Consider the following 17,540-nt stretch of genomic DNA (forward strand, 5'->3'; position numbering starts at 1 on the left):
GGTTTTCATCAGGAGGAAAAAACATGGTATATAAAAAACTTTCCCCAATATTTTTGTTAATAGTCTTGATGTTTATAGGTGGTGTAGCAATCCAGCCTGCAAAAACAACAGATGCCTTCAGTTCTCAGGTTATTCAGCAGGGAGCAGTTGGGGATGATGTAATTGAATTGCAAGCAAGATTACAATATTTAGGTTTTTATAACGGAAAAATTGATGGTGTTTTTGGTTGGGGTACCTACTGGGCACTTAGAAATTTCCAATATGAGTTTGGAATGGAAATAGACGGTCTAGCCGGACAAACTACCAAGCAAAAACTCGCTAAAGCAAGTGAATACGATGAGAAATATGTAAAAAGCCAAGTTGACCAAGGGAAAAAATTCACACATTATGGCGGGGTTGATAAAGAGAAACAATCTGCACCTCAAAAAAATAAGGATGATAAACCAGCGAACACTGCCAATACAGCAGTTAATGTGCCTCAGGGATATTCTCAAAACGATATTCAATTAATGGCGAATGCTGTGTATGGAGAATCAAGGGGTGAACCATATGTAGGTCAAGTTGCTGTAGCTGCAGTAATATTAAATCGAATAGAGAGTCCTACTTTTCCTAATACTGCTTCCGGTGTAATTTTTGAACCTAGAGCATTTACAGCGGTTGCTGATGGGCAAATTTGGCTGACTCCAAATGAGACGGCAAGACAGGCAGTTTTAGATGCTATAAATGGATGGGACCCTACTGGAAGTGCTCAATATTATTTCAATCCGGATACAGCTACTTCTGCATGGATATGGTCTCGGCCACAAATTAAGAAAATTGGAAAACATATATTCTGTAAATAGAAAGGTGTGATTTGATGATTCGCTGGATAATTATTTCTGTACTCACGATAGGGATAGCTGGGACTGCCTTTTGGGGTTATCAAGAGCATCAGGAAAAAAACGCCATACTGATTCAGGCAGAGAACACGTACCAACGGTCCTTCCATGAACTTTCCTATCATATGGATCTTCTGAATGATAAAATAGGAACAGCACTAGCAATGAATTCTAATAAGAGCTTATCACCACAACTAGTTGAAATATGGCGACTATCCTCAGAAGCCCTATCAAACGTTGGACAGCTTCCACTTGGGCTGTTACCATTCAACAAAACTGAGGAATTTTTAGCTGATATAGGTGATTTCACCTACAAAACAGCAGTTAGGAATCTTGAAAAAGATCCGTTATCCGAAAAGGAAACCAAAGCATTACAAAATTTATACAAACAATCTGGTGACATACGTGATGAACTTCGCCAAGTACAACATGTAGTTTTGGATAATAACCTTCGCTGGATGGATGTTCAGCTGGCATTAGTAAATGCAGATGAACAGGCAGATAATACAATAATTGATGGTTTTAAGACAGTAGAAAAAACGGTTAAAGGTTTTTCGGAAAGCAATGTAGATTCTTCGATAATTGGAACATCCTCAAAAGAACATGAGTATCAAAATTTACAAGGGGATAAGCTTAATGAGCAAAATGCATTAATAAAGAGCAAGGATTATTTTAATGTAAATAATACAGAAGATATGAAAATAACAAAGAGCGGAAAAGGTGCTGACATACCTTTCTATAGTATCTCTTACGAAAAAGGGAATACGAATGCCTATATGGATATGTCAGTACAGGGAGGACATCCGTTAACCCTCTTGGTGGAGAGGCCAATAGATGATAAGAAAATAAGCCTAAATGAAGGATTGAATAGGGCTGAAAAGTACTTGAAGGAAGCTGGTTTTGACGATATGGAGCTTTACCAGAGTAGCGAATATAATAATATTGGATTCTATTCCTTTTTGTATACCGATAGCGGCGTCCGCGTATTTTCTGATGCTATAGAAGTGAAAATAGGTTTGGATAATGGAGATATTTTAGGGTTAACTGCAAGAAATTATTTTATGAACCATAAGGAAAGAGATATTCCTAAGCCATCAATATCTAAATCAGAGGCTAAAGAGATGGTAAATCCGAATGTAAAAATTCAAGAAGATTTCCTTTCAATTATCGATAACGATCTGGGGGAAGAAGTATTAACTTATGAATTTTTAGGTGTAATGGGACAGGAGACCTATCGAATTTTTATTAACGCAATGGATGGTAAAGAAGAGAAGATAGAAAAATTAGATGGGACAGAAATAAACTACGCAGGAAGCTTTTAGGGAAAGACAAATGTCTTTCCCTTTTTAGACTTTTCTGTAATAATTAAATTGGAAGAGATTTGCCGTAAGAAACGGGGGATAATTATGATTATCGGAACATTACTGAATATAGAACATATCCAACCTGGTGAAAGGAAGCCTACTGAATACTACAGTAAAGTAATAGGAGATAATGAAGAGTTTCTATACATTGATTATCCAGTAAATAAAAAAACAAATAAAACTGCTTTTTTGCCAATTGGAGCTCTTCTCTCTATTACATATATAAATAAAGATGAAACAATATATTACTTTCAGTCAGCGCTTATAGATAGAGTGAAAATGAATGTACCTGCTTTGGCAATTAAAAAACCAGACGAAAGTCACAAAAAAAATTCAACGCAGACAATTTGTCCGAATTGAAACGGCAATTGATATTGCCATCCATCCATTAGACAACTCTTTTACAGCTTTTACAACAGTCACCAATGATATCAGTGGTGGAGGTATTTCAGTTATTCTACCGGATCATATTACATGGGACGCGGATAAAGAGGTAGATATATGGTTGGCTTTTGCTGAGCATACAGGAAAAATGCGATATCTCAACGTGAAGGCAAAGACAGTATTGGTTAAAAAAGAAAAAAGTACTGTGAAGATAGGCTCATTTCAATTTACAACTATTAAAAAACATGATCAGCAGCACATTATTCGTTATTGTTTTGAAAAGCAGAGAGAACGTAGAAAGAAAGAAATGTCCGTTTAATCTTTTCTTCATTCAAATAGACCATTTTTCTGTTGCTATGTTATTATTTATATTGGACTAAGTTGGGAGAGGTCTGACTATTATAAATTACTTCCAAAAGATACTATGGTTAATGAGGAAATGAGGTAGAAACATGTTAAAAAAAACGTTAGCAATTGCCATTGATGGACCAGCTGCAGCAGGGAAAAGTACAGTGGCAAAAATAGTAGCAGAAGAACTTTCTTGTATTTATATTGACACAGGAGCGATGTATCGGGCGCTAACTTTAAAGGCAATTGAAAATAATACGGATATTAATGATGAGAAAAGTTTACTGAATCTGTTACTTCATACGGACATTGAATTGTTCCAAAGTGAACATGGCCAAATGGTTTATTTAAATGGCGAAGATGTCACAGCTGCTATTCGCAGTCAAAAGGTTACAAACTCGGTATCTTATGTAGCCAAACATCCTGCAATTAGACAGGAAATGGTAAATAGACAAAGACAGTTAGCTGAAAAGCGAAGTGTAGTTATGGACGGTAGAGATATTGGTACGCACGTTTTGCCTGATGCAGAAATTAAAATCTTTTTAATCGCAACGGTGGAAGAACGAGCAAAACGTCGTTACGAAGAAAATGTGTTAAAGGGACATGCCCCTTCTATGGAAGAATTAAAAAGGGAAATTGAAAAAAGAGATGGAATTGACTCTAAACGGGAAGCTGCCCCCCTTATAAAAGCAGATGATGCAATAGAAATAGATACAACTTCCTTATCCATTAAGGAAGTCGCTGAGCAAATAATGGAAGAGGTTATGAAAAAGCAATAATTGATACTATTACAGAGATAGTTTTACTATAACTGTTATAATGGGTTACGGGGAGTTTTTTTATGAACTTATACAAAATTGCAAGAACAATAGTTGCTATTATTCTTTTCCCACTGTATAGAATTAAAGTTATTGGAAAAGAAAATGTACCAAAGCAAGGTCCTGTAATAATATGTTCCAATCACATATCCAATTTAGATCCTCCTGTAGTAGGGATTACTTCTCCCAGGGATATTTACTTCATGGCTAAAGGAGAATTGTTTGAAAAACCTATTTTAGGGAAATTATTATTAGGGATACATGCATTTCCGGTGAAAAGGGGTTTAAGTGACCGAAATGCTCTTAGGAAGGGTTTGAAAATTCTTGATAATCAAGAAACTTTAGGTCTATTTCCCGAAGGTACAAGAAGTAAATCAGGAGAGTTGGGTAAACCTCTAGCTGGAGCAGGCTTTTTTGCACTAAGATCGCAAGCAGTAATCATTCCATGTGCAATTATTGGTCCATATAAACCTTTTAAAAGACTAAAAGTAGTATATGGCCCCCCTGTGGATATGGAGCACTACAGGCAATCAAAAGCATCTGCAAAGGAAGCTGCCGATGGAATAATGGAAGATATCAGGAAACTGATGGAATCTCACCAAAAATGATTTGCTTTACTTGACAATTAATTATAATTATTAGAAATTATAAAAAAGACGATAACAACATTTACCTGAAATTATAGAATGAATTTACAGGTTGTTCATTGTAGTTATGCAGTTTTAATTGTAATTAGGAGGGCTAAGAATATGAGTGAACAAAAGAATGAATTAACAGAAGTACAAGAAGGAGAAACGTTGACAGGAACTGTAATTAAAGTGGAGGACAAGCAGGTGCTTGTTGACATAGGCTATAAAACCGAAGGAATTGTTCCAATTAGCGAACTATCAAACCTTCATGTGGAGACTGCAGGCGATGTTGTTCAGGAAGGTGATCAACTTACACTTATGGTAAAAAAGGTAAACGATGAAGATGATGAAGTTGTTTTATCAAAGAAAGCAGTTGAAGCTGATAAAGCTTGGGAAGAGCTAGAACGCAAATACGCCAATAATGAAAAATTTGAAACAGAAGTAAAAGAGGTAGTAAAAGGCGGCTTAGTTGTTGATGTAGGAGTACGCGGCTTCATTCCTGCTTCTTTAGTTGAAACCTATTTCGTGGAAGATTTTTCTGATTATCTAAATAAAACACTTGAGGTTAAAGTAGCGGATTTGGATAGAGAACAAAATCGTGTAATCCTTTCTCATCGTGCCATCGCAGAAGAAGAAAAAGAAGAAAAGAAAAATGAAATCTTGAATAACTTAGAAGAAGGTCAAGTGCTGGATGGTACTGTGCAACGTATTACAAGTTTTGGTGTATTTGTAGATCTTGGTGGGGTTGATGGTCTTGTACACATTTCCCAATTAGCTCATGAGCATGTCGAAAATGCCTCTGATGTTGTATCAGAAGGAGATAAAATAAGTGTAGAAGTGTTGTCTGTTGATCGTGATAATGAACGCATTTCACTATCCCATAAGAATACCATTCCTGGGCCATGGTCTGACATCGAGGAACGTATCCAGCGTGGGGACGTAGTAGAAGGTGTGGTACGTCGTCTTGTAAACTTTGGTGCATTTGTTGAAATACAGCCAGGTGTTGAGGGGCTAGTACACATTTCCCAGATTGCCAACCGTCATATTGGTACACCTCAGGAAGTCTTGGAGCCTGGGCAACAAGTTAGGGTGAAAGTTCTTGATGTTAATGCAAAAGAAGAACGTATTTCTTTAAGTATTAAAGAATTAGAACAGGAGCAAGAAACAAAAGAATATAAACAATATGAAAAAGATGAAGACCAATCAGGTTTCCAACTTGGTGACTTCATCGGCGATAAATTAAATAAGTATAAATAAACCACTTTTCTCAAGTTATTGAGTTGTGTTGATCAAAGACTGTCGAGTTTTCTCGACAGTCTTTTTATTTAGGTTTTAATATATATTGGGGTTATTCAATGATTCGGAAAATAGATACACTGCGACATAACTTGTGGAGAATGGAGTAATTAATTTTACAGAGGAAGCACCCATTGATTTGCGTTTCAGGCGGACGCTTTCACACCTCCGGGTACAAGCGCGACATCTGTTCGTAACCTCACAGTGTCTTCTTTGCCGCCCGGCATGGCCTCAGCCGCTTCCTCCGCTACGCTCCGTCCAGGGTCTTCGACTCATGCTATTCCGGCAGGAGTCGCCGCCCTACACTCCAATCAATTCGTACACAGCTCATTCTGGGTGTATGCGAACTTAACTTTTCTTCTTAGATATTATAGTAAATAGTAGCGAAGCGGAATATTTCCCCGTAGCGGTGATTTACGCAGTCTCTATATTCTTAGTTAGTTCGCAGTTCTCTCCAACTATGAATGAACAAAATACGATTGTCCCCCAACATTTGCAGTAGAACCATTATTTAGAAATTCATCCTCTGGTTGAGTAGAAGCTACCGGGAGGAGTAAATGCTGAACTGATTACTTAGAGGTATATTAAGAAATAAGAATAGTTATAATGCTACTGGGAGGGGGTTGAGATGAGTGGACTCTTATTTTTCTGGTTAAGCTGGATGTATTGGGTGTTTTTAACGTTCCTTATGCCAAAAAATAAATATCGAACAGGACTCTCCTGCTGGCTATTACTAACAATTATCACTTCAAACATATACTTTGGTTTTTCACGTATGACTCTTGCAGGTGTTGTATTTGTTTTGTTGACTGGTGGGATCATTTGGATGGTCAAATTAAAAAGAATCTTTTCTCATTCTTTAAATTCCTTCTTGGTAATGATTGCTTTTGCAACTTCTCACCTATGGGAAGCAAATTTACCAATTCTGTATTTACTCCCAATGTGTATATTTACTCCATTTGTTATAACATTAATAATTGCTTTTTTAACTAAACACATAACTAGTCAATTAATCATCTGTATTGTAGGTATGACTTTTGGGGATTTTCTTTTTCAATATATTTTAATTGGGTATGGCTTACCTGTCGTTATTGGTGGAATGGCATTTTTGGATGAAATGCTTGTAACCGTAGTATTAATATCATTTTTACACATACTAGTACGGATAAGAAACAAGACGGGTTCAATAATTAATTATCACTTAACGAGGTGGCAAAATGAATGAATATACCTATCCAATTGTATTTGGAATTATGCTTGGGGTAATTGCAAGAATGATTATGTTACGTACAGATTATCGTCAATATCCTACTTATTTGCACGGTAAAGTTATACATGTTTCTTTGGGTTTTATTGCAGCATCACTTGGAGCAGTTGCTGTCCCGGCAATAATGGAACTTGAATTTACTGCAGTTACTTTTTTAACGCTTGCAGCTACTCAATTCAGAGAAGTAAGAAATATGGAAAGAAATACTTTGAATGAACTAGATCAGTTTGAATTGGTGCCCCGTGGCAAAACATATATAGAAGGGATTGCTATATCTTTTGAAGGCAGAAATTATCTTGTTATTTTTACTGCTTTAATAGGTACCTTGTTATATATATTGTTCAATCTGTATGTTGCTATTATTGGTGGACTCATTGCTCTTATTTTAGGGAAAGGATTAATGAGTGGCTCCGTGATTAAGGATATTGTCAACATTAAGCATCACGATCTTCATTTTGAAGGTGCCGGTCTTTATGTTGATAATATATACATTATGAACATTGGTTTAAAAGAGAGACAAGAAGAGATATTAAAGTATGGTATGGGCTTTGTTCTAACTCCTAAAAATTTAAATGTTATTACAACAATAGGTAACTTAGGTCAACGTCAGGCTATCTTGCATGATACATCAGTGTCCCTCGGTGTATTTAGAGATTCTGGCACTCCTGCATTAACTCCCTTAATAAAAAGGGATTTGGATGATGGAAGAATTGGAGTGTTTATTCTTCCGCAACTAAAAGATGTTGAAAAGGCAATAAAAGTGATCGGATCTGTCCCTGTGCTTGAAAATGCCATACGAATGCCTTCTGAATCAAAACCGATCGCTAAGGAGGAATTCGAATGAAGTTGGAAAAAGCAATTTTAGCGGTGGTTACGACAGATAAAACTAGAATATCGGGTGGGGCCCCCATCTTTATTTGTGATACTCGAGATGAGTCGGAAGCTCTTGCAGCAAATCTTGAAGCAATTACTGATGGTATTGCACATTCACTTAGTGATGACTTATTTATTATTGTAAAGCATTAAAAAGAATTGTTAATACGTGCTACTTTTGCTAAAATATATAAAGTTAGGCAAATAGAACGTATAGAGAAAGGATGTTCCTTTCATGAGGAAATCTGTAGTAGCAATTGTAGGTAGACCGAATGTAGGCAAATCAACCATTTTTAATAGATTAGTTGGTGAAAGAATTTCTATTGTAGAAGATATACCTGGAGTGACTAGGGATCGTATATACGCCCAAGCTGAGTGGCTGACAACCACATTTAGTCTGATTGATACAGGTGGTATTGAAATTGGTGATGAGCCACTTCTTGTTCAAATGCGTCACCAAGCAGAAATTGCCATTGATGAAGCGGATGTAATCATTTTCTTGGTTAATGGAAGAGAAGGTATTACTGCAGCCGATGAGGAAGTAGCCAAACTACTTTATAAGTCAAATAAGCCCATAGTGCTCGGTGTAAACAAAATTGACAATCCGGAGATGCGGGAAAATATCTATGAATATTATTCACTTGGCTTCGGAGAACCCTTCCCTATCTCAGGTTCGCACGGTTTAGGACTGGGTGACTTGCTTGATGAAGTAGTAGGTCACTTTCCTGAAAAGGTGGAAGAGGCTAAAGATGAGGAAACCATTTATTTCAGTTTAATTGGCAGACCCAACGTTGGGAAATCTTCATTGGTCAATGCCATGTTAAATGAAGAACGCGTAATTGTTAGTGAAATTGAAGGAACCACAAGAGATGCTATTGACACCCACTTACATAGGGATGATCAGGATTTTGTTATAATTGATACCGCTGGTATGCGTAAACGCGGGAAAGTCTACGAGACGACAGAAAAGTATAGCGTACTTCGCGCCTTAAAAGCGATAGAGCGATCAGATGTAGTTCTTGTGTTATTGGATGCAGAAACGGGTATAAGAGAGCAGGATAAGAAAATTGCTGGTTATGCGCATGATGCGGGAAGAGCAATTGTTATAGTTATAAATAAGTGGGATACGATAGAGACGGATGATAAAACAATGAAAGAGTTTGAAGCGAATGTTAGAGCTCATTTTCAGTATCTTGATTATGCTCCAATCGTATTTCTATCCGCAAAAACTAAAAAAAGATTACACACATTGCTGCCTGCTATAAAGCTAGCTAGCGAAAACCATGCAAAACGTGTTCCGACAAATGTTTTAAATGATGTAATTATGGATGCACTAGCGATGAACCCGACACCTACGATGAAAGGTCAGAGATTAAAAGTATTATATACTACCCAAGTTGCAGTAAAGCCACCAGGTTTCGTCGTATTTGTTAATGATCCGGAGCTTATGCACTTTTCTTATCAACGATTTTTAGAAAACAAAATAAGAGATGCATTTGGCTTTGTGGGAACACCCATAAAATTATTCCCAAGGAGAAGGCAATAAAGGAGGAGATCTTAATGCAAAAAGTCGCTGTATTAGGGGCAGGCAGTTGGGGAACTGCACTGAGCATCGTTCTAGCAGATAATGGACATGATGTCCGATTGTGGACACATCGGCAGGAACAGGCGGAATTAATTAATACAACTCATAAAAATGGAAAATATTTGGATGTTACAATACCTAAGGAAATTAATGCCTATTACGATTTAAAGAGTGCTGTTAAAGATGTAACTGCTATTATTATTGTAGTCCCAACAAAGGCAATTAGAGAAGTGTGTAAACAACTTAACGTAGTACTTGAGCAAAAAGTAAATATTATACATGCTTCTAAAGGAATAGAACCTGTTTCTTTAAAACGGGTCTCTGAAATGATTAGCGAGGAATTGAGTGAATACGACGAAGAAGATATTGTCGTATTATCCGGTCCAAGCCATGCAGAGGAAGTTGCCTTAAGACAACCGACTACTGTTACTGTATCCGCATTGAATATTGAGTTAGCTAAACATGCACAAGACTTATTTATTAATGAAGACTTTCGTGTTTATACAAGTCCTGATATTATTGGGATTGAACTTGGAGGAGCACTAAAGAACATTATTGCTCTTGGTGCTGGTATCTCAGATGGACTAGGTTATGGAGATAATGCTAAGGCAGCATTAATCACAAGAGGGTTGGCAGAAATCGCCAGATTAGGAACCACCTTAGGAGCAAACCCCTTAAGCTTCTTAGGGCTTCCAGGTGTTGGTGATCTGATTGTTACGTGTACAAGTGTCCACAGCCGAAACTGGCGTGCAGGTAATTTACTCGGCAAAGGTAATAATCTGGATGATGTTTTGGAACAAATGGGGATGGTCGTTGAGGGCGTCAGAACCGTAAAGGCAGCTCATCAGTTTGCCAATGAACAAAAAGTTGATATGCCTATAACTACAGGTATTTACCAAGTGTTATTTGAAGATAAAGATCCTCGTGATGTTGTTGATCAATTAATGAATCGAACAAAACGTGAAGAAATGGATGATCTTGCTAAATTACTTATGGAAAGATATTCGCAATAACACGTCATAACTCTCCTGCATACAATATGTTGAGGATATCAGCAAGGAGGAGAGTATGTGAATAACTTTCAGAAGGGACTTTTTGATAAGATCCAAAAGAATGCAAATGTTAAGCCTGATGATGTTTTTAAAGTAGCAGATTCGGTGAAACATGCTGATTTTACTGATGAAAAAACGGTCCGGCAATTGGTTCGTCAATTAGCTAAAATAGCCAACAAGCCGGTTTCAAAAGAGAAAGAAAATAAAATCGTTGAGTCCATTATAAAAAATAAGATGCCCGCAGATATGCAATCGTTAAATGAATTATTTAAAAAGTAATTGTCCTTGGGCAAGTGAGGATACATTAACAGGTATACTTGCATAAAATAAATCGCACAAGCATTCAAGAATAGGGTTGCTGTGGATGTTATTTAGTCAAACCGAGATAAAGATAGCCCCCTTTATCTCGGATTTTTTATTGCCTGAATATGATAAATTCTAATACCTGTAAATAATTTTAATTACTGAACTAGCCAGTCTAACTCTATTGGAGTTCCTCTCCAAGGCATGAGACAAGCCTCTATGTGGTCAAATCACCACATAGAGGCTTGTCTTAAGCTAGTTGGGTTCCTGCATGATATATATGTCATTGGGCACGAGTTTAGCCTGTTTTCATTATTCTTGTGCGATTGCAAAGTTTCAATTATTGGGGTGAACATTTATTTATATTTTATGGATTTAAACCTTGATGTTTTTATTATGCATCGAAGTAGCTTGTGGTATAATACAATTTGCGGTAAAAAAGTCATTAATAGGAGTGAGAAACAAAAATGTCACAATCAATGCTGAACATGTATATCTCTTTTGCCGGAATGCTATTATTATTTTTGGCAATAGGGTTAATCTGGCTGAGCAGAAATAAGCTAAATGGATGGCTGTCTGGCATCATTTCAATTCTTTCTTATATATCTCTTCTTTTAGGAAGTATTATCATATTATATATTGTCTTTAGTGGTCCAACAGGAGGCTAAGTTAACCAGGGAGGTTGCAGAATGAAATTTACATATAAATTAATTTATTTGCTGGTTATTATAGGATTGCTTACTGGGTGTATGTATCCGAAGAATGAACTCTCAAAAAACCAATCACCTAATGAGCTGCAATTGGATACTGTACAGCAGGCTGTTGATAAATATAAGGAAGAAAAGAATGGGTTGGTACCTATTAAAACAAAATCCAGCGACACACCCATTTTTCAAAAGTATCTAATTGATTTTTCAGCATTAAAAGAAAGTAATTTATTAACAGATATACCAGGGAATGCATATGAAAATGGGGGAGTATATCAATACGCGTTAATTTATCCAGAAGATAACCCGCAAGTGAAGTTGATCGACCTTCGAATTACTGAAGCTATTCGAAAGATAAATGTTAAACTGGATATCTATAGAGATAAACATATATATCCGCCCTACAAGAAAGAAATTTCTGATGGCATCTTTACTATCGATTATAAAAAACTTGGCTTTGATTCTGCCCCCAAAATAATTAGTCCATACTCCCAAGAAAATCTCCCCTTAGTAATGGATGTTAATGGAGATTTATATGTTGATTATCGGATTGATTTAAATAATGCCTTAAAAGAATATGATCATTCCTATAAAACAGGCGATGAGATACGTTATATTCTAGCTGAAAATACTCCGTTTTTACCTGTTTACTCTTTGCCTTACACAATAAGTAATGGTGAACCTGTATATATGAAAAATAAATAATCTAACATATTAACTCCCTTGTAACATATATTGTTGCAAGGGTTTTATTTTGTTTTCCATTTTTACTTTCGAAATATATTTATTTACACATATTTTTAGTCATAATTCGATAGGACAACATCATAGACTTGTAATGTCAATAGTTCGTAGATTGTACGTTAATAAAAGTACGGAGATCGGGAGGGGATCTTTTGGAAAGAGTTGATATTTTTAAAGATATTTCAAAACGGACAAATGGAGATATTTATCTAGGAATAGTGGGAGCAGTCCGTACAGGTAAATCAACGTTTATTAAAAAGTTTATGGAGTTGGTTGTGCTCCCTAATATTGAAGAGGAAAGCGAAAGAGCAAGAGCTCACGATGAATTACCGCAAAGTGCAGCTGGCAGAACAATTATGACTACAGAGCCAAAGTTCATTCCTAACCAAGCGGTATCAGTTAATGTGGATGAAGGTTTAGATGTGAATGTGAGACTTGTGGATTGTGTTGGATATGCGGTAGAAGGCGCAAAAGGCTTTGAGGATGAGAATGGGCCCAGAATGATTCATACACCTTGGTATGAAGATCCCATTCCTTTTCATGACGCTGCAGAGATTGGTACGAGAAAAGTAATCCAGGAACATTCCACTATTGGAGTAATCGTTACAACTGATGGGACCATAGGTGAGATTCCAAGAAACGATTACTTAGATGCAGAGGCTAGGGTTGTTGAAGAATTAAAAGAAGTTGGTAAGCCGTTTATAATGGTTATCAATTCTACAAGACCAAATAGTCAGGAAACAGAACTGTTGCGGCAGGAATTAAGCGAAACGCATGACATACCTGTACTTTCTATGAGTATAGAATCAATGACTGAACATGATGTCCATAATGTTTTGCGAGAAGCGCTTTACGAATTTCCAGTTTTGGAGGTAAATGTAAACTTACCAAGTTGGGTGATGGTACTAAAGGAAAATCACTGGTTAAGAAGGAACTATCAGGACACAATTCAAGAAACAGTAAAGAATATTAAGCGATTACGAGATGTTGATGAAATTGTAGGAGAATTTTCCGAATTTGATTATATTGATAAAGCTAATATTGCAGGAATGGAAATGGGAGAAGGAGTTGCGGAAATTGATCTGCATGCACCAGAGTATTTATATGATCAAGTATTAAAAGAAATAGTTGGAGAGGAAATTAGAGGGAAAGATCATCTTCTTCAATTAATGCAAGATTTTTCTCATGCAAAAAGAGAGTATGATCAAGTCTCAGGAGCGTTACAGATGGTAAAGCAGACAGGGTATGGAATAGCTGCACCATCGTTGGAAGATATGCTATTAGACGAACCTGAAATTATCAGACAAGGATCCAGATTTGGGGTTCGATTAAAGGCCGTTGCGCCGTCTATTCATATGATTAAAGTAGAAGTTGAATCCGAATTTGCGCCTATAATTGGCACAGAGAAACAAAGTGAAGAGTTAGTACGGTACTTAATGCAGGATTTTGAAGAGGATCCATTATCCATTTGGGAATCAGATATTTTTGGTCGCTCATTAAGTTCCATTGTCCGGGAAGGTATTCAAGCTAAAATTGCTCTCATGCCTGAAAATGCAAGATACAAATTAAAAGACACCTTGGAGCGAATTATCAATGAAGGCTCGGGTGGATTAATAGCAATCATTTTATAGCAGCTGTAATTCAGCTGCTATTTTTTATTCTTTTTAAACAACGGCAGGAAAATTGGTTTCTCTGTCGTATATGTATATTAGGCTTAGCGACCTGTTCGCAATCATTAAATTCTTCCCATATTTTGGGTAATATTGTGCTTTTTCCCTTGAAAACAGGTTTTTTCTAAATAAATCGGTAAAAATTAGTTACTTATTGTTGAATTTTATCGCGAACTCGGTTATTATAAGCCTTGTCATCAATGAAAGAGATGACTTTTATGTATAAAAGTAGGCAAAATGGTGAACAAATGAGAATAACATCTTTTGTTCCTATGTCGATTGAAAGATTTTGGGAGGAGGTGAATGTCATGAACAAAACAGACCTAGTGAATGCTGTAGCTGAGAAAAGTGATCTTTCTAAGAAAGACGCAACTAAAGCAGTAGATGCAGTTTTTGAATCTGTCATGGATTCACTTAAAAATGGTGACAAAGTACAATTAATCGGTTTTGGTAACTTTGAAGTACGTGAGCGTTCAGCCCGTAAAGGCCGTAACCCGCAAACTGGGGAAGAAATTGAAATCCCAGCAAGCAAAGTACCTGCTTTTAAACCAGGTAAAGCCCTTAAAGACATTGTAAAATAATAAATTTTACATAGGGCAAAAAAGATACGCTTCGGCGTATCTTTTTTTTAGTAATTTGATATTAGTTCTTGCTTTATTATAGATATTTATATGATAGATTTCCCTTTATATTAAGGAATTCATTAATTAGGAGGTTATTATGGACAATAAAAGTGACTTTTTTGTTATTAAAGCATTGGAAGACGGTGTTAACGTTATTGGATTAACAAGAGGTACTGATACCCGTTTTCACCATTCGGAAAAACTTGACAAAAATGAAGTAATGATCGCTCAATTTACGGAACATACTTCTGCTGTAAAAGTTCGGGGAAAAGCTATTATTCAAACAAGTCATGGTGAAATGGAAAATAATTAATCTATAAATAGTTTTACCATGAATATTGATTAACGTTTTTACTAAAATTATGCTATAATAGCAAATGCGATTACTGACGGTTAGAAGGGCTAGGGTGATTTTTTGAATACCTCAACTACTATCAAAACTTTGCTGGAAGATAGAATGAAGCATTCATTTCTTAATAAATATATAAAACAGCCCTTTATTGACGAAGGAAAACTGCTTATTTTATCTGGTATTATGGAAGGGACCGACTTTTCAAAAAATACAAAGGAACAATTTATTATTACAGCAATGCTTGTACAAATAGCTTTGGATACACATGACCACGTACCTGCTGAAATAGATGGACAGGAAAGTAAAACAGCGAAATTAGAGAAGCAACTGAGAGTACTAGCAGGAGATTATTATAGTGGACTTTACTATATGTTACTTTCAGAGCTTGAGGAAATTGATCTTATACATAAACTAGCGACAGCCATTAAAGAGATAAATGAATATAAAATGAAAGTATATTATCACGAAGCAGATTCTTTAATGGATCATATGGATTTCGTTATGAGAACAGAATCACTTGTAGCGCTATCTTTAGCGCACTATGTGGAAAATGTAACATTCATACCTTTAATCTTAGATTGGATGTATGTAAATAAGTTGATTTTTATCAAAACAAAAGGAAAATCTATTATTAATCAATGGCAGATCTATTATCCAGAATGGACATACTCATCAATAGAAGAAAAGATAGATGAAATTATTAAACACAAATCACATAAAATTAATCGTTATTTACAGACATTGCCGGATTGGCATTCCCTTCACGGCATCCAAGTAGAAGGTTTATTAAAAAAAGTATGGCATGGTAAGTCAATGTTTGCAGAGGGTGGATAAATATGTCTCAACAACAATCAAAAGAAGAACGTGTACACCATGTTTTTGAAAAGATCTACAATAAATATGATGCTATGAATTCCATTATTTCTTTTCAACGCCATAAGGCTTGGCGAAAGGACGTAATGAAGCGTATGCAGGTTGAAGAAGGGGCTATGGCACTGGATGTTTGTTGTGGAACAGGAGACTGGGCTATTTCACTTGCTGAGAAGATTGGCACCTCTGGAGAAATAATAGGGCTTGATTTTAGTGAAAATATGTTATCTGTAGCTAAACAAAAGAAAAAGCAACATAATATCAAACAACTTCAGTTCATTCATGGTAATGCAATGGAACTACCTTTTAAAGATAATACGTTTGATTACGTTACGATCGGATTTGGCTTAAGGAATGTCCCTGACTACATGACAGTTTTACAAGAAATGTATCGGGTGGTTAAACCTGGTGGTAAGGTTGTTTGTTTAGAAACCTCCCAACCGGAATTGATCGGTTTTAGACAGTTGTATTATTTTTATTTCCGTTTTATAATGCCTGCCTTTGGCCGGTTATTTGCCAAAAGCTATAAAGAGTATGCATGGTTACATGAGTCCGCAAAGAATTTTCCTGATAAAAAACACCTTAAGAAGATGTTTATGGAAGCAGGGTTCGCAAAAGTGGATATAAAAAGCTATACAGGTGGAGTAGCTGCCATGCATATGGGCTTTAAAGAATAACTAAATGAGAAAAAGTTATTCAATGAACAGACATTTTCTATGAAATAAAAGGTGACCCACATGAAATTAGCTAAAACATACGGATACTTAAAAAAGGACTTAGATTTAATTGAGCAATCAATTAATAAAGTAATACAGGCCGACCATTCTATATTGCGTGAGGCTTCTACAGAATTATTGAAAGCGGGCGGGAAAAGAATCCGTCCTATCTTTGTGTTGCTATCCGGTCGTTTTGGGGAATGTGACATAGAACGTTTAAAAACAGTTGCAGTGACCCTTGAATTGATCCATATGGCTACATTAGTACATGATGATGTGATTGATGATGCAGACATACGAAGAAGTCAGCCTACAATAAGAAGGTTGTACGGAAATCGGATCGCCATGTATACTGGAGATTATATACTAGCTAGAGCGCTGGAAGAGATTACTACATTAAATGATATTGCAATTCACCGCATTCTTTCAAAAACAATTGTGGAAGTGTGTGTTGGCGAAATTGAGCAAATTAAAGATAAATATAATTATAACCAGGGATTAAGGGATTACTTACGAAGAATTAAACGGAAAACAGCTTTATTAATTGCTACCAGTTGCCAATTGGGGGCTGTAGCAGCAGGCGTATCGTGGAAAGACGCGAACCGACTTTATCATTACGGATACTATATAGGCATGTCTTATCAAATCATTGATGATATTTTAGATTTTACTTCTTCCCCAAAGGAACTTGGTAAACCGGTTGGAAATGATTTATTGCAAGGGAACATTACATTACCTGTACTATTTGCAATGGAAGATGAATCATTTAATTCAAAGGTAAAGAATTTGTTTAGCCAAAAGGAAGAGATAACTGAAACTGATATACAGCCAATTCTGACTCATTTACACACAACAGATGCAATTGAGAGATCCTATGAGATGAGCAATTTGTATTTAGATAAAGCACTACACATGTTGGATAAAACCCCTGCGATGAAAGCAAAGACTACATTAAGAGATATTGCCAAATATATTGGAAATAGACGTTCATAATTTATTTGTTATTTTACGAAAGTTTTGGTAGAATTTTATCGAGTAAAAGAAGTGAAACTAGCCTGTTT

The 17,540-nt window shown here is 36.1% G+C and carries 21 protein-coding genes; all 21 read left to right on the plus strand.

Annotated features, from left to right (window positions below; all coding sequences use genetic code 11):
- Window positions 1-23: 23 nt before the first annotated feature.
- Window positions 24-842 carry a spore cortex-lytic enzyme gene (gene sleB, locus X953_RS10165; RefSeq protein ID WP_040955465.1) on the plus strand — a complete coding sequence of 273 codons (819 nt, stop codon included), beginning with the start codon at window positions 24-26 and terminating at the stop codon, window positions 840-842.
- Window positions 843-856: 14 nt separating this feature from the next.
- Window positions 857-2,200, plus strand: a complete 1,344-nt coding sequence (gene ypeB / locus X953_RS10170) for a germination protein YpeB (RefSeq protein WP_040955466.1) — start codon at window positions 857-859, stop codon at window positions 2,198-2,200.
- Window positions 2,201-2,284: 84 nt separating this feature from the next.
- Entirely contained in the window at window positions 2,285-2,602 is a 318-nt protein-coding gene (locus X953_RS10175) for a flagellar brake protein (RefSeq protein WP_040955467.1), read from the plus strand.
- Window positions 2,526-2,945, plus strand: coding sequence for a flagellar brake protein (locus X953_RS10180; RefSeq protein WP_040955468.1), 420 nt, complete (start codon window positions 2,526-2,528; stop codon window positions 2,943-2,945). Before X953_RS10175 ends, X953_RS10180 begins: the two co-directional genes overlap by 77 nt.
- Window positions 2,946-3,078: 133 nt before the next feature.
- The gene (gene cmk, locus X953_RS10185; protein WP_040955469.1) at window positions 3,079-3,753 is read left to right on the plus strand and encodes a (d)CMP kinase; all 675 of its coding nucleotides are present in this window, start codon (window positions 3,079-3,081) and stop codon (window positions 3,751-3,753) included.
- 62 nt (window positions 3,754-3,815) lie between these two features.
- Window positions 3,816-4,400, plus strand: a complete 585-nt coding sequence (locus X953_RS10190; protein ID WP_040955470.1) for a 1-acyl-sn-glycerol-3-phosphate acyltransferase — start codon at window positions 3,816-3,818, stop codon at window positions 4,398-4,400.
- A 141-nt stretch (window positions 4,401-4,541) separates the two neighbouring features.
- Window positions 4,542-5,678, plus strand: coding sequence for a 30S ribosomal protein S1 (gene rpsA / locus X953_RS10195; RefSeq protein ID WP_040955471.1), 1,137 nt, complete (start codon window positions 4,542-4,544; stop codon window positions 5,676-5,678).
- Window positions 5,679-6,345: 667 nt separating this feature from the next.
- On the plus strand, window positions 6,346-6,942 hold the full coding sequence (locus tag X953_RS10200; RefSeq protein WP_040955472.1) for a hypothetical protein: 597 nt from the start codon (window positions 6,346-6,348) through the stop codon (window positions 6,940-6,942).
- On the plus strand, window positions 6,935-7,828 hold the full coding sequence (locus tag X953_RS10205) for a YIEGIA family protein (protein ID WP_040955473.1): 894 nt from the start codon (window positions 6,935-6,937) through the stop codon (window positions 7,826-7,828). The genes X953_RS10200 and X953_RS10205 overlap by 8 nt, the downstream gene beginning before the upstream one ends.
- Window positions 7,825-8,010 (plus strand): hypothetical protein, encoded by a 186-nt coding sequence (locus tag X953_RS10210; RefSeq protein WP_040955474.1) that lies wholly within the window; start codon window positions 7,825-7,827, stop codon window positions 8,008-8,010. The genes X953_RS10205 and X953_RS10210 overlap by 4 nt, the downstream gene beginning before the upstream one ends.
- A gap of 82 nt (window positions 8,011-8,092) precedes the next feature.
- Window positions 8,093-9,403: a ribosome biogenesis GTPase Der gene (gene der / locus X953_RS10215; RefSeq protein WP_040955475.1), complete on the plus strand. Its 1,311-nt coding sequence runs from the start codon at window positions 8,093-8,095 to the stop codon at window positions 9,401-9,403.
- 14 nt (window positions 9,404-9,417) lie between these two features.
- Window positions 9,418-10,455, plus strand: a complete 1,038-nt coding sequence (locus tag X953_RS10220) for an NAD(P)H-dependent glycerol-3-phosphate dehydrogenase (protein WP_040955476.1) — start codon at window positions 9,418-9,420, stop codon at window positions 10,453-10,455.
- 57 nt (window positions 10,456-10,512) lie between these two features.
- The gene (locus tag X953_RS10225; RefSeq protein WP_040955477.1) at window positions 10,513-10,773 is read left to right on the plus strand and encodes a stage VI sporulation protein F; all 261 of its coding nucleotides are present in this window, start codon (window positions 10,513-10,515) and stop codon (window positions 10,771-10,773) included.
- Between the two features lie 491 nt (window positions 10,774-11,264).
- Complete coding sequence (locus X953_RS10230; RefSeq protein ID WP_040955478.1) at window positions 11,265-11,465, plus strand: DUF2768 domain-containing protein; 201 nt, start codon at window positions 11,265-11,267, stop codon at window positions 11,463-11,465.
- Window positions 11,466-11,486: 21 nt separating this feature from the next.
- Window positions 11,487-12,209, plus strand: coding sequence for a hypothetical protein (locus tag X953_RS10235; protein WP_040955479.1), 723 nt, complete (start codon window positions 11,487-11,489; stop codon window positions 12,207-12,209).
- Between the two features lie 191 nt (window positions 12,210-12,400).
- Window positions 12,401-13,879 (plus strand): stage IV sporulation protein A, encoded by a 1,479-nt coding sequence (gene spoIVA / locus X953_RS10240; RefSeq protein WP_040955480.1) that lies wholly within the window; start codon window positions 12,401-12,403, stop codon window positions 13,877-13,879.
- 347 nt (window positions 13,880-14,226) lie between these two features.
- Window positions 14,227-14,499, plus strand: coding sequence for an HU family DNA-binding protein (locus X953_RS10245; RefSeq protein ID WP_033354088.1), 273 nt, complete (start codon window positions 14,227-14,229; stop codon window positions 14,497-14,499).
- 139 nt (window positions 14,500-14,638) lie between these two features.
- A complete protein-coding gene (mtrB, locus tag X953_RS10250) occupies window positions 14,639-14,854 on the plus strand; it encodes a trp RNA-binding attenuation protein MtrB (protein WP_040955481.1) in 216 nt (71 codons plus the stop codon).
- Between the two features lie 144 nt (window positions 14,855-14,998).
- Window positions 14,999-15,727, plus strand: coding sequence for a heptaprenyl diphosphate synthase component 1 (locus tag X953_RS19125; protein WP_052350109.1), 729 nt, complete (start codon window positions 14,999-15,001; stop codon window positions 15,725-15,727).
- Window positions 15,728-15,729: 2 nt separating this feature from the next.
- A complete protein-coding gene (gene menG, locus X953_RS10260) occupies window positions 15,730-16,440 on the plus strand; it encodes a demethylmenaquinone methyltransferase (RefSeq protein ID WP_040955482.1) in 711 nt (236 codons plus the stop codon).
- 60 nt (window positions 16,441-16,500) lie between these two features.
- Complete coding sequence (gene hepT, locus X953_RS10265) at window positions 16,501-17,472, plus strand: heptaprenyl diphosphate synthase component II (protein WP_040955483.1); 972 nt, start codon at window positions 16,501-16,503, stop codon at window positions 17,470-17,472.
- Window positions 17,473-17,540: the final 68 nt, after the last annotated feature.

The sequence above is a fragment of the Virgibacillus sp. SK37 genome, assembly GCF_000725285.1.
Lineage (GTDB): Bacteria > Bacillota > Bacilli > Bacillales > Amphibacillaceae > Virgibacillus_Q.

Coding starts and splice junctions, on each gene's coding strand:
- hepT (WP_040955483.1), top strand. CDS start 16,501: ATGAAATTAGCTAAAACATACGGATACTTAAAAAAGGACTTAGATTTA.
- X953_RS10175 (WP_040955467.1), top strand. CDS start 2,285: ATGATTATCGGAACATTACTGAATATAGAACATATCCAACCTGGTGAA.
- mtrB (WP_040955481.1), top strand. CDS start 14,639: ATGGACAATAAAAGTGACTTTTTTGTTATTAAAGCATTGGAAGACGGT.
- X953_RS10220 (WP_040955476.1), top strand. CDS start 9,418: ATGCAAAAAGTCGCTGTATTAGGGGCAGGCAGTTGGGGAACTGCACTG.
- X953_RS10200 (WP_040955472.1), top strand. CDS start 6,346: ATGAGTGGACTCTTATTTTTCTGGTTAAGCTGGATGTATTGGGTGTTT.
- X953_RS10210 (WP_040955474.1), top strand. CDS start 7,825: ATGAAGTTGGAAAAAGCAATTTTAGCGGTGGTTACGACAGATAAAACT.
- sleB (WP_040955465.1), top strand. CDS start 24: ATGGTATATAAAAAACTTTCCCCAATATTTTTGTTAATAGTCTTGATG.
- X953_RS10190 (WP_040955470.1), top strand. CDS start 3,816: ATGAACTTATACAAAATTGCAAGAACAATAGTTGCTATTATTCTTTTC.
- X953_RS10230 (WP_040955478.1), top strand. CDS start 11,265: ATGTCACAATCAATGCTGAACATGTATATCTCTTTTGCCGGAATGCTA.
- X953_RS10235 (WP_040955479.1), top strand. CDS start 11,487: ATGAAATTTACATATAAATTAATTTATTTGCTGGTTATTATAGGATTG.
- X953_RS19125 (WP_052350109.1), top strand. CDS start 14,999: ATGAAGCATTCATTTCTTAATAAATATATAAAACAGCCCTTTATTGAC.
- cmk (WP_040955469.1), top strand. CDS start 3,079: ATGTTAAAAAAAACGTTAGCAATTGCCATTGATGGACCAGCTGCAGCA.
- ypeB (WP_040955466.1), top strand. CDS start 857: ATGATTCGCTGGATAATTATTTCTGTACTCACGATAGGGATAGCTGGG.
- X953_RS10245 (WP_033354088.1), top strand. CDS start 14,227: ATGAACAAAACAGACCTAGTGAATGCTGTAGCTGAGAAAAGTGATCTT.
- rpsA (WP_040955471.1), top strand. CDS start 4,542: ATGAGTGAACAAAAGAATGAATTAACAGAAGTACAAGAAGGAGAAACG.
- X953_RS10205 (WP_040955473.1), top strand. CDS start 6,935: ATGAATGAATATACCTATCCAATTGTATTTGGAATTATGCTTGGGGTA.
- X953_RS10180 (WP_040955468.1), top strand. CDS start 2,526: ATGTACCTGCTTTGGCAATTAAAAAACCAGACGAAAGTCACAAAAAAA.
- der (WP_040955475.1), top strand. CDS start 8,093: ATGAGGAAATCTGTAGTAGCAATTGTAGGTAGACCGAATGTAGGCAAA.
- menG (WP_040955482.1), top strand. CDS start 15,730: ATGTCTCAACAACAATCAAAAGAAGAACGTGTACACCATGTTTTTGAA.